The organism is Bacteroidota bacterium (genome assembly GCA_035506275.1).
GTDB lineage: Bacteria > Bacteroidota > Ignavibacteria > UBA10030 > UBA8401 > JAGVPT01.
Map to the genome: position 1 here is coordinate 167549 of DATJPT010000009.1, position 12711 is coordinate 180259.

Annotated in this window: 6 protein-coding genes; all 6 read left to right on the plus strand. The window is 52.6% G+C overall.

The window, feature by feature from the left end; translation table 11 throughout:
• The 6 genes from VMF88_08575 to VMF88_08600 all read left to right on the plus strand — a co-directional run bounded on the left by VMF88_08575 (position 1) and on the right by VMF88_08600 (position 12692).
• Positions 1 to 1854 carry a T9SS type A sorting domain-containing protein gene (locus VMF88_08575; GenBank protein ID HTY11114.1) on the plus strand — a complete coding sequence of 618 codons (1854 nt, stop codon included), beginning with the start codon at positions 1 to 3 and terminating at the stop codon, positions 1852 to 1854.
• A gap of 286 nt (positions 1855 to 2140) precedes the next feature.
• A complete protein-coding gene (locus VMF88_08580) occupies positions 2141 to 3988 on the plus strand; it encodes a glycoside hydrolase family 13 protein (protein ID HTY11115.1) in 1848 nt (615 codons plus the stop codon).
• A 41-nt stretch (positions 3989 to 4029) separates the two neighbouring features.
• Entirely contained in the window at positions 4030 to 5925 is a 1896-nt protein-coding gene (locus VMF88_08585; protein HTY11116.1) for a hypothetical protein, read from the plus strand.
• A 55-nt stretch (positions 5926 to 5980) separates the two neighbouring features.
• Complete coding sequence (locus VMF88_08590; protein HTY11117.1) at positions 5981 to 9031, plus strand: alpha-amylase family glycosyl hydrolase; 3051 nt, start codon at positions 5981 to 5983, stop codon at positions 9029 to 9031.
• A gap of 127 nt (positions 9032 to 9158) precedes the next feature.
• Positions 9159 to 11375, plus strand: a complete 2217-nt coding sequence (locus VMF88_08595; protein ID HTY11118.1) for a carbohydrate-binding module family 20 domain-containing protein — start codon at positions 9159 to 9161, stop codon at positions 11373 to 11375.
• 66 nt (positions 11376 to 11441) lie between these two features.
• The gene (locus tag VMF88_08600) at positions 11442 to 12692 is read left to right on the plus strand and encodes an MFS transporter (GenBank protein ID HTY11119.1); all 1251 of its coding nucleotides are present in this window, start codon (positions 11442 to 11444) and stop codon (positions 12690 to 12692) included.
• Positions 12693 to 12711 lie beyond the last annotated feature (19 nt).

A 12711-nucleotide genomic window follows, 5' to 3' on the forward strand; every position in this document is an offset into this window, starting at 1 on the left:
ATGAAAAAAGGCCTATTACTATTGGCATTTTTTTCGTTCGGTATGGTTGCATACGCCGGGTCGGTGAAGGTAACCTTCTCGGTCGATATGTCGATTTACCAGAAGAATGGTTATTTCTCTCCTGCAACAGATTCCGTATGGATCGCCGGTGATAACGTCAACAATTGGACGGCGGCACACACTCTTCTGGTGCAAGGGACCGGAGCGGATACGGCGATTTACACCACAACTGATTCAATTCCGTCGGGTGCAGTCGCGTACAAATTCGGTTACAACGACAAAGGGACAGTGAACTGGGAGTCAATCAGCAATCGCGGAGCGGTTATCGGATCGAATGATACTACGCTGCCGTTGGCTCATTTCAACAATATCACTGGCAAACCCTATCACGTCTGGTTTAAGGAAGACATGTCTCTTCCCTTCAAAACTGGCGGTGTGGACAGCGTCGGAGTGACCGGCGATTTCACGGGCTGGGGCACTACCGGTTCCGGTTTCATTAAGTTGACGAAGGATGCAGGTGACTCCGTTTTCACAGCCCTCGCCGACAGTTTGGATTCTGGCCGAACCATCCACTTCAAGTTCATCTATTGGCAGGGGGGAACACTCAGCTGGGAGTCCCCGACGAACGTGGGCACCGATGGGAATCGGTTCTACTTTGTTCCGGAACAGGATTCTACGGTCTACTCATCCTTCTGGAACGATCAGAATCCGAATATTCAGATCGGAAGCGGACAGATCAATTTTACCTGCGATATGAGTGTCCTGATCAAAGTGGGAATGTTCGATCCTACCAAAGACAGCGTTCTCATCAGTGCCGGATTCAACGGTTGGACCACGAACGCTCCGACTGCCTGGATGAGCCAGGACGCGAGTGACGACAGTTCATTCTTCATCACCCAGGTATTCACAAGCCAGCCGTATGGTGACAATCCCTACAAGTATTACGCCAAACAGCATGCACCGACAGGCATCGACACGATCTGGAATGACCCGTACGAGCGCCCGGTCCATTGGGGCGGCGGAAACAGAGAGACACTCTTCCACGGCCAGGCAAATCAGGACACGTCGGACTGGTATGATGGCATTCATCCCGACTGGTTCATCCCCTCCGGGACGAATCTGAAAGTAACGTTTACCGTCGATATGACCCCGGCGATGGACGGAACGAAGCAGGCGATCCCGTTTGACCCGGCGCATGACACATTGTATTGGCTGTCCGGCGAGCCGGCGTTCGCGCGTTCGCAGGGCTGGTACCGTCCGAGCGACGGCCACATGAGGATCATGAAACTGGCCAAGACCACAGGCAATCTGTATTCGGCGACCATGAACGTAAAAGATCCTTCATGGAACGCGTTCGAATACACCTATGAATGGCAAAAAGGTTCGGATGGCACGTGGGTGACCGAACCCTCAGGGTTCGATGCATTCAACTATCGTGTCCGCTACGCTGGACAGGATGTTGCAAACCACTTCCCGAAGAACCCGTGGGTAATGCCGAAGGACACGTGGACGAACAATGATCTGAAGACCGATCAGGAAAGCGATCCGTACACTTCCCTTACCGGAGTGAAAGCTGTCAGCCAGAACCCGGTAAGTTACACGTTGTCGCAGAACTATCCGAATCCTTTCAACCCTTCCACGAAAATCGACTTTGCGATCCAGAAAGCCGGCGCGGTCACGTTGAAAGTGTACAACATTCTGGGACAGGAAGTTGCAACGCTCGTGAATACTGAATTGAAGGCCGGATCGTACTCGGCGACGTTTGATGCTTCACGGCTTGCCAGCGGCGTGTACTTCTACACGATTCATTCGGGCAATTTTGTCCAGTCGAAGAAGATGATGCTGTTGAAGTAATACCGCAAGAAAATGTCGAGGATGAACCTCATGGTATCGATGCGAGTCCTTGGCATGGATCATTCAGAACCCAATCCCGAGAATATCGGGATTGGGTTTTGTTTACCTGTCGGCTCGAATGTTTGAAAGAACTGTTCATTGTTTTACGATGGGCCATCGTGCTGTTCATGGTTTTTCATTCGATTGATTTTTTTTCTCCACAGTCGCTTCGCAAAATAGAGCTCCTGACGGGTCTTGTAGAGTTGTCCGATAACTGCATCCATGCGGCATGACGAAAGACCAAGATATGACACGAAAAGTTATCCTCTCCGCCTGCGTTTTTTTGCTCCTCTTTGGCTCCGGTATGGCACAAACGATAACAAACATTCCGCGCGTCCCTGCTTGGGCAAAAGATGCCGTCTGGTATCAGATCTTTACCGAAAGGTTCGCGAACGGCGATACCGGCAACGACCCGACCCCTCACGATATTGACGGGGCATGGCCGTATAAAATTCCTGATGGATGGCAAATTTCACCATGGACGTCAGATTGGTATAAGCTTCAGCCCTGGGAAAAGGCGACGGGGAGAGATTTTTACTGGAATGCAGGAGTCCGGCGGTACGGGGGAGACATTCAGGGAATCATCGACAAGCTCGATTATCTCCATGACCTGGGGATCACGGCAATTTATCTCACCCCGATTTTTGAATCCCCGTCGTCGCATAAATACGACACGAGGATGTACCACCACGTCGACAATAATTTCGGCCCCGACCCGGCGGGAGACGAAAAGATCTGGGCCGCGGAAAACCCGGCCGACCCTTCGACATGGAAGTGGACTTCCGCCGATAAATTATTTTTGAAACTGGTCAAGGAGGTGCACAAACGGGGAATGAAAATAATTCTCGACGGGGTATTCAACCACGTTGGGACGTCATTCTGGGCATTTAAGGATGTCGTCAAGAATCAGCAGAAATCTCTTTTTAAGGATTGGTTCAGGATCAAACGATGGGATGATCCCGACACGCCGGAAAACGAATTTGAGTATGAGGGATGGGCCGGTGTAAAAGACCTTCCCGAGATCAAGAAGGACAGCACCGGAGCGCTTGCTCCCGGCTTTGGCGACCACGTCCACGCCATTGTCAGGCGTTGGATGGACCCTAATGGAGACGGCGACCCGTCCGACGGCATCGACGGCTGGCGACTTGATGTGGCAGAAAAGGTCGGCCTCACGTTCTGGCGGCAGTTCCGTTCATGGGTAAAAGAGGTCAACCCTAATGCCTACATCACCGGTGAGATCTGGTGGCAGAACTGGCCTATCGACCAGATGTTCAACGCGTCGCCATGGCTCCAGGGAGACGCATTCGACGGCGTCATGAATTACCGGTTCGCCCGCGCCATCAGAGAATTTGTTGCGGACCGAAAAGATCAAATTACTGCAAAAGCTTTTGCTGACAGCATCACTGCGCTCCGAAAAGATTATCATCCGGACAATCTTTACGTCCTCCAAAACCTTCTGGATAGCCATGACGTCGACCGAATGACGTCACAGCTTGTCAACCCCGACCTCTGGTATGACCATTCGGGAAATCCGGGACAAAATAAATCGTACCAGGTTCGAAAGCCCAACGAAATTGAACGGGCAAAATTCCGGCTCATCGTCGGTCTTCAGATGACGCTCCCCGGTGCGCCGATGGTCTATTACGGGGACGAAGCGGGAATGTGGGGAGGGGACGACCCCGATTGCCGCAAACCGATGGTCTGGCCGGAAAAAACTTATGAAGTAGAGACAGCCGACCCTTTAGGCAGACCGCGTCAGCCCGATTCTGTCGTGTTTGATGCCGGTCTGTTTAACTGGTACAAAAAATTGATCGGCATCCGGCATCATCATGAGGTCCTTTCGCGGGGGAGCTTGGAGTTCTTCTTTTTTGACGACGAGGAAAATATTTTGGGCTACAAGAGGGAATTGGGGCGTGAGATGATCGTCGTCATCGCCAACAATGGGAGTACCAAGAAAACAGTTCGAGCGGCGCTGCCGGGTGGCCGAACTTCTGAAAATACTCTTGTCAATCTTCTGGACGGACGGAAGATCGCGGGAACGCATGGCATGTATTCAATCGAATTGCAGCCGTACGAAGTCATCATACTGAAATAAACTGCCCGCACCAGACGAACCGACAAAGGATTCAACGCACGATGGCTAACAAGTCCGAAACTCACGAGACGGGAAGCGGCGCACATGGTTCTGGTGCTAAACGGCCGAGAATTCTATTCGTGGCGGTGACGCTCCTTATCCCTGTGCTCTTCTTTGTGCTTGTTGAAGCGGGACTTCGTTTTTTCAACTATGGATTGGATTACACTCAATGGGTCAACCCTATAAAGGGGTCGTTTGTTTTGAACCCCGACATGGCCCATAAATATTTCCCCGACCTTCCGAGTGTTCCGTACTCGAACGGCGACATTTTTGACGAAACGAAGAAATCGAATTCCTTCCGGGTATTCGTTCTCGGTGAAAGCAGCGGTGCGGGATATCCGTATATGCCGATCGGCTCTTTTTCGAGATATTTGCAGCAGCGGCTGAGCCTCGTCTATCCGCAATCCAGGATTGAAGTGGTGAACTGCAGCATGACTGCCGTCAATAGTTACACCTTGAGAGATTTAACACCCGGCATTCTAGGAGAAAAGCCCGACCTGATCATTATCTATGCAGGCCACAATGAATACTACGGCGCACTCGGCGTAGGGTCGCAGGAATCGCTGGGGAGTTCCAGGACCATAATCAACCTTGTTATTTTTCTCGAGCAGTTCAGGACATTTCAGCTCGTCCGGAATGCGATCGGCAAGGTGGAGGGATTGTTTGCAGGAAATCCACAACCGGCCACCGGAACGCTGATGTCCCGAATGGCGCAGGATCAGTATATCGAATTGCATTCGAAGGTCTATGAGAGAGGGATCGCACAATTCGAGGGAAACATGCGCGATATTCTCGCCATGGCAACCCATGCCGCCGTCCCCGTTATTCTGGGGACGCTTGCCTGCAATATAAAGGATCAACCTCCGTTCGTGTCGATCGAATCGGGAGGCCTGCCCCCCGCCGAAAAAGTTTTTCAGCAAGCGCAGCAGTCGTGCATCGAAAAAAAATGGCAGAAAGCCGATTCACTATTCAGATACGCACGGGACCTTGATGCGCTTCGATTCAGGGCTCCGTCGGAAATGAACGACATCATTGTCAAACTGGCGAAGGAATTTCACGCGCGCGTTGTCAATGTCGATTCGGCATTCGGGGCGGTAAGCCCCGGCGGCATCGTGGGGGATAATCTTATGACCGACCATCTACACCCGACGCTCCACGGTTATCAATTCATGGGGAATCTTTTTTACAAGGAAATGGAACAAGACGGCCTTCTTCCTTCATCGAAACCCATAGCCCTCGACGACAAGCAGCAGGACAGTGCCACCGTGACAAATTTCCCGTTCACGAAACTGGACAGCATTATCGCAAGCTACAGGATCAAACTCTTGAAAAATGACTGGCCGTATATCAGCAAAAAGGATAAGCTTCCCGAGAACACTGTTCTTCGTCCGCATGATCGGATCGATTCGATAGCGGCCGATCTAGTGGAGGATAAAACAAGCTGGGATGCTGCCCATCGGAAGGCGGCTCGGTGGTATGCAGCGAAGAATGAGATCGCCTCATTCCTCGGGGTGATGGATGTCCTGATAAGCCAGTACCCCATCGTTCTTGAGTACTACGACGATGCAACTCAAACGCTGCTTCAGCGGCAACGGTACGATGAGGCATACCGGTATCTCTTGAAGAGAAACGACATCGAGCCGACCGCTTATTCGACGAAGTGGCTGGGGATCATCAATCTGCATAGGCACGCGCTGACGCCGGCAGAAAACTATTTGACCAGGAGCATCGAATTGGATCGAAGCGATTCTCAGGTGTGGTACGATTTGGCCGGCGTGTACGTGGAAAAAGCCGATTATCAGAAAGCCCTTGAGATGACGAAGAAAGCCCTTGCGTTGAGCCCGCACTATGCCGATGCGCTGGCTCTTCAGTCGAAGCTTGAGGAAACCATGAAGTGAAAGTGTGCAGCTATAGGTTCAGAAAAAGAAGACCATTTAAAAGAGAGGCGATGTGATGAAGATTCTATCGATGAGAGTGGTGATGTTTGTCGCGCTGCTGATGTCAACAGCGGCAAAGGCCGCAGACAGTGTCGACGTGACGTTCTACTACACAACAAAAAACAATCCCACGTATGTGTTCCTTCCGGGCGAATTCAATAATTGGGGGCCGAATAATAGCGGTGTGATCGCTTCGAATGCCGTTTCCTTGATGAAAAAGGACTCGGCGACTGGTATCTGGTGGAAGACGGTACGTTTGCATGTCGGGGGAATGGTCGGAGGGGGAGTCCCTGGTGCCTATGAATACAAAATTAATGAAAACGGTACTTCAACCGGATGGCTTTCCGATCCAATGAATCCTAGGCAAAACCTTGCCGATAACAATAACTCCATTCTCTACGTCAACAGCCCGACGATTGAGTACCTCTTGCCGAATTCAACCTCGGGAATTGTTGGTGTGCAGCACCCGGTGATCAGCGCGCATGTATTTCCCTCTATGGGCGCACAAGTCGACACAGAGACAATTCAACTGTGGATTGATTCGGCATCATATCAGCTGTCCCCTTCCTCCTATAATCAGTCTACCAAACTCGTTTCTTTCAAGCCGGCCTCGCCGCTCGAGAACGGCCCTCACAAAATCAAACTCTCCGTACAACCCTGGGGGGGGGCGCCGGTGACAGACAGCGCAACGTTCACAGTAGTCGCCGGTCCCATACAAATTCTGAACCAGAGCGGATACACGACGGTGAAGGACTCGATATCACTCTACGGTTCGGTCGAGGATGTCGGCATTCTTTCCGCCGAAATTGTTCGCAATGGCACGGACACGCAGGCTGTCGCTATCGCCGCCGGCAAGTTTACGAAAACGGAAGGATTGACCCCCGGAGTGAACACATTTAAGGCATTCACGAAGGACAGCACGGGCGCGACGATTACGTCGTCGCAGTATATCATTACCCGCTATGTCAATCCCTCCCCGACCGCAGTGATCTCAATCGTTCCTGGGGAAGGGGCAGTGACTCTTTCATCTGCAAACAGCACAGACCCGGATACCGCAGAGACTGCGTCCCTCACCAGCGTTTGGAGCATCGACCCCGCCAATCCTGAGGTCGTTTCTGGGGTCGACGGTTCGACGCAGTCGACGATCCCGATTACGGTACCGAAAACGCCGGGAGAATATTATTTTGGCCTCATTGTGAGTGACGCGGGAGGGAACAAGGACACGACCAGAGGTTATTTCATCGTCAATGGCGACGGTTCTGTCACCATCCCCACGGCCCCGTCCAACCCGGGCTGGGTGAAGAACGGGCGTATCTATGAAATGTTCTTCAATTCTTTCACCTCTCAGCAGACCATCAACGCCGCAGTGCCGCAGCTCGATTACTTGCAGAGACTCGGGGTCAATATTTTATGGATCATGCCCGTGATGAAGAACAACGGGCCAATCGACAACGGCCCGGGGCCCGGATATGATATTATCGATTTCTATACCGTTGCTACCCAATACGGGACCAATGCCGACTTCAAAAATTTCGTCCAGCAGGCACACTTGCGGGGCATCAAGGTCATCCTTGACGTGACCCCAAACCATACGAGCCAGGGACATCCGTTTGTACAGAATGCGCGGCTGTATACCACCAATTCCTTCTATTGGCCCTTCTATCAGCATCAGCTGATCACGAATTCGAACTACCATCCGGAATTGAGCGAAGCTATCACACCAGACGGGTTTGTGTATTATGGCGCCTTCTCCGATGAGATCCTAAACTACAATTGGGGAGACCTCGACGCACGCGCGTACATGATAGGAGTATTCACGTGGTGGGTAAAGCAAATCGGAATCGATGGATACCGGTTCGACGTGTACTGGGGACCCGACTCGCGTGCGAACAACGGAAACGGCGGAGAGAACGAGATGGGACAACCTGTTCGCAGTGCATTGAAGCACGCGAAACCCGATGTTTTCATCCTCGGTGAGGCGCCGGCAACGGGTCCCGGCACGGAGGTCATCTTTGGCGACCGTAACGGCGGCGTCGATGCTGCGTATGATTGGAATCTGCTTCACAACGTGATCCAGCCGTTCAATATATCGGCATTGAACAATAATGTGACAAATTACGGAGGGGATACGATGGGGTTTGTCCCAGGCCCAAATTCGCGCTTCATGCGTTTCCTCGAGAACCACGACGAGGACCGGATAGCCTACACATACGGCTCGTACGCGAAAACGATGCCGATGGGGACGCTCATTTTCACCGTTCCAGGCATCCCAATGATCTACTCGGGACAGGAGGTCGGCTTCGGGTTGGGAATCGCTAACTTTGATCAACGCCGCCGCGGCATCATCGACTGGAACAGTGCGGGGAAATCGCTTCTCTCGCCGCATTATCAACGGCTGGCATGGATCCGTTCGGCCTTTCCGGCTTTCTGGTCGCTCTCTATGCGCGTTCTTCCCCTGGCGCCAGCGGCAGGAAGCAATATGATGTACGCCTATGCCCGTCCGTTCTCCGACCAAAATGGAATTGCCGTTGAAAACTTCAATAACTTTTCTGTGTCCTCTTCTGTCACCATCAAAGCTGCTCAGTTGGCTTTCTCACATGGATGGTCAAACGGAAAGACGTACTACTTGAATGACGTCTACCATGACACGGCGTACGAAGTCAGTTTTTACAGCGACACGATGAATCTGAACATCAACCTGCCGGCCTACGGCTCTGCGGTGTACATCCTTGCGGACTCCGTCCTCCATTTGACAGTTCCGGCGCTTACTTCTGTTCAAGAAGGGGCGAAAGCTCCGGTGCCGTTGGCGTTTTCATTGAGCCAGAACTTTCCCAATCCGTTCAACCCGACCACACTTATTCAGTACTCGATCCCTCACACAACCAAAGTGAGCCTGAAGGTCTACGATGTGCTGGGGAGGGTGGTGGCAACGCTGGTCGATGAGCGTCAGAACGGCGGGACGTACGAAGTAGAATTCGACGGAAAAACGCTTTCGTCCGGAGTCTATTATTACCGCCTGACGGCGAACAACAGCTCCGACGTAAAACGGATGCTCCTCTTAAAATGACATCGGTCGGTCCGCGATGAAAATTGTCGCTGCAGCATTTTGTATATTGTCATCACTTTCTGCGCAGCCCGGTCATAACCCGGGCAGCGCAGAATATCAACGCTCTCCATCAGACCACGCATCTTCTATGAACGACTCTTATCCTAATTCCGGCAGCACGTTGTTCCTCAACCTCATTTGGCATCAGCACCAGCCGCTCTACCTCGACCCCCAAAGCGATCAGCTTCAGGGGCCGTGGGTTCGAACGCATGGGACGAAAGATTACTATGATATGGCCTCGATTCTTGAGGAATATCCAAACGTGCATTACAACGTGAACCTTACCTCTTCGCTCTTATTTCAGCTCGAAAAATATTATGTGGACAGACTCCGGCCGTTCGTCGACGTCCGCAAAAGCCTCGTCGATGCGCCGGGATTCTTCGCCCGCTGGAAGGGGAAGACAGACCCTTGGATCGATCTGGCGTTGAAGCCGACGAAGGATTTCGACGAAGGGGACATGAATTTCCTTTTGTACAATATCTGGAATGCGTTCGGAATCAGCGAAGTGCAAATTCTCCGCTTTCCTGAATACAACGCGTTGAAGCAGCGGTACGTCCGGAAGGAAAAGTTCACCGAGCAGGAGTTGCGAGATATCAAGCTCTGGTTTTACCTGGCGCACTTCGACCCCGATTTTCTGGAACGCCGGATCACGCTTGTTGACGGCTCTGTCGTTGACGTGACGGACCTCGTAGAAAAACGATCCGACGGAAAATATTATGCAAAGAAGACATTCACCGAGGATGACTGCAACCGCATGGTCGCCGAAACGTACAAGGTGCTGTCCAATGTCATCCCGATCCACAAGAAGCTGATGTACCATCCCGCGACGTTCGACGGGCAGATCGAAGTCGCAACGACGCCGTTCTTTCACCCAATCCTCCCTCTTATTTTCGATACGGACCTGGCGAGGGTCTGCCAGCCGAACGATACCATGCCCAACCGCTTTCAGTATCCTCAGGATGCGAATGCGCAGGTCGCGAAAGCGATCGAGTATTACACGGAAAAATTCGGGCAGGCTCCGGCCGGGATGTGGCCCGCAGAAGGTTCGGTCGCGCAGGAGATCATTTCCATCTTCGGCAGGAACGGCATCCGCTGGATCGCGACGGATGAGAAGATCCTCGCCCGGTCGAAGCCGAACGGCCAGCCGAAATTCTATCCCTACGGCGCCTACTCTTCGGGCAATGAGAAGGATTCGGTCGTCGTTGTTTTCCGCGATACCGAGCTCTCGGACAAAATAGGTTTTACATACCAGACATTTCCCGGTGAAGAGGCAGCCGACGATTTCATCAAAAGCATTCTTCGCTACGCGCCGAAGGAGGGGGAGCCGGACCGTTTGCTGACGGTCATCCTGGACGGCGAAAATGCGTGGGAATGGTACCGGAAAGACAACGACGGCAAGGAATTCCTTCACGCATTATACAGGAAGTTGAGCGCGCTGTACGAAACGAGGCAGATCGTCACGGTAACGATGACGGAGTACATGCAGGGGAATCCGGGACGCGGTGTTGCCCCGCATCCCATTTCATCGATGCGGAAGCTCGACTGGCTGTATCCCGGTTCGTGGATCAATGCGAACTACGATACCTGGATCGGCGAGGATGAAGAGAACCGCGCATGGAATTATTTGCTCGTCGCGCGGCAGGACCTCGGGCTCTCAGGCCTGGCGCAGCCCGACCCGAAATCCTCCGAGCCGAAAGAAGGAACGAAGGAGTATCTCGCCTATAAAGCATGGGATGAAATGTATGCCGCGGAGGGGTCGGACTGGTTCTGGTGGTACGGCACGGACCAAACGGCTCCGGCCGGAGACAAGCCGTTCGATATCGCTTACATTACGCATCTCAAGAACATCTATTCCTTTGCAAGGCGGGCCGGCGGTCGGATGCCTGAGAGGGAGTTCAAGGAGATCATTCTGGATGAAGGGACGGGAACACGACCGGCCCAGGGGACGATGGCGCAGAGCACCAAAAACGACTCCGTGTCCGTGGTCTTCCAGTGCGATGCGCGCAAGATGTACGTGCGGAAGGGGATTTACATCGCCGGCAATCAAGATGAGCTGGGAAATTGGAAACCGAATACGGTGAGAATGTTCGATGACGGAACCCACGGCGACCGCCAGCAAAACGACAGCATCTGGACGATCGAGTTTCGTTTCCCTGTCGGCACAGAGATCCAATACAAATTTACCAACAGCGGCCCCAGCGGTGAGTGGAACCCCGGAGAAGAATTTCCCGGAGGCAACCGGAGAGTCTTTCTTGACGGTACGACCGACAGGGTGGTTCTCACCGATACATTCGGCAAAATGTAGTGAGCCGCCTCGTTAAAGCGCTTTGCGGCTGAAGATCCAATTCATTCAGTATCTCTGATCTCAACCATGCTTCAAATCCAGAAAAATCTCAGCCGTTCCTTTTACGCGATCATAAGTTTGCCATCCACAGCGATGGGGTTCGCCCTTTCTATCCAGATCTCCGCCCTCAGCTGGATCCTGACGACGAAATACAACCTTGACATCCATGAGGTAGGGATCGTCTGGGCAGCCGGACCGCTTGCCGGGATTTTTGGACAGGTCATTATCGGGTTGATCAGCGACAAAGTCTGGTTTTGGGGAGGGAGGCGCCGCCCCTTCATTCTGATCGGCGGAGCATTAGCGGCATCCATGCTTCTCGCGCTCCCGAACATCGACAGGATACGTTCGTTTTTCGGCATCGAGAGTTTGCTCGGCGTTGCCATTGCCGTTGCGCTAACCCTCGACCTTGCGATCAACATCAGTTTCAACCCGACCCGCTCCATCATCGCCGACGTCACTCCCGAAGGAAACGCACGCACCAAGGGATATACATGGATGCAAACAATTTCCGGTTTCTTTGGCGTTCTTGCGTATGTCGTCGGCGCGCTTTTCGGCAATTATGCCCTGATTTATCTCGGGGTGTTCATTGTTCTGGCATTCTCGGTCCTGCCGGTATTTTTTATCAGCGAGAGCAAAGAACTGGAAGAGACCGGAACAGAAATGGCGTCAACGGTTCCAACCAGGAGTGAACCCGCGACGAGATGGGGACAGCTCGTTCGGCTCTATGCCGCTCACGCCTTTTCCTGGATCGGCGTACAGACGATGTTTGTGTACATTATCGCATTTGTCCAGCAAAAACTGGCGGCTGGTGCAAGTTCTCCGGCCGTCTATTCCGGCCAGGTCATCTCTATTTCGTTTGCAGTACTCAACACCGTCGGCTTTATTTTACCCGTGTTCGTTCTCGAGCCGATCGCTGAAAAAATCGGCCGGGTGAAAACCCATCTGAGCTCCGTCGCCGTCATGGCCGTCGGGTATTTTCTCATCGCATATTTTGCAGCGACGCCTTTGCTGCTCTATGTTCTCATGGCCGTGGTAGGCGTCGGATGGGGAGCGATCGTCAGCCTTCCCTTCGCGGTGATGTCCGAAAATGTTCAAAAAAGCAGAATGGGATTCTTCATGGGGATCTTTAATCTGTCCGTCGTTCTGCCGCAGCTTTTTGTGAGCCTCGGGTTGGGAGGAATCATCCAGAATGCTGCGGACAAAAACATCATTTTTATCATCAGCGGCGTTAGTCTTGCGCTTTCCGCGTTTCTTTGGTCATTCGTTACGTCCGAATGACAAAAGGGGCTGCCATCGT

Coding starts and splice junctions, on each gene's coding strand:
- VMF88_08575 (HTY11114.1), top strand. CDS start 1: ATGAAAAAAGGCCTATTACTATTGGCATTTTTTTCGTTCGGTATGGTT.
- VMF88_08585 (HTY11116.1), top strand. CDS start 4,030: ATGGCTAACAAGTCCGAAACTCACGAGACGGGAAGCGGCGCACATGGT.
- VMF88_08580 (HTY11115.1), top strand. CDS start 2,141: ATGACACGAAAAGTTATCCTCTCCGCCTGCGTTTTTTTGCTCCTCTTT.
- VMF88_08600 (HTY11119.1), top strand. CDS start 11,442: ATGCTTCAAATCCAGAAAAATCTCAGCCGTTCCTTTTACGCGATCATA.
- VMF88_08590 (HTY11117.1), top strand. CDS start 5,981: ATGAAGATTCTATCGATGAGAGTGGTGATGTTTGTCGCGCTGCTGATG.
- VMF88_08595 (HTY11118.1), top strand. CDS start 9,159: ATGAACGACTCTTATCCTAATTCCGGCAGCACGTTGTTCCTCAACCTC.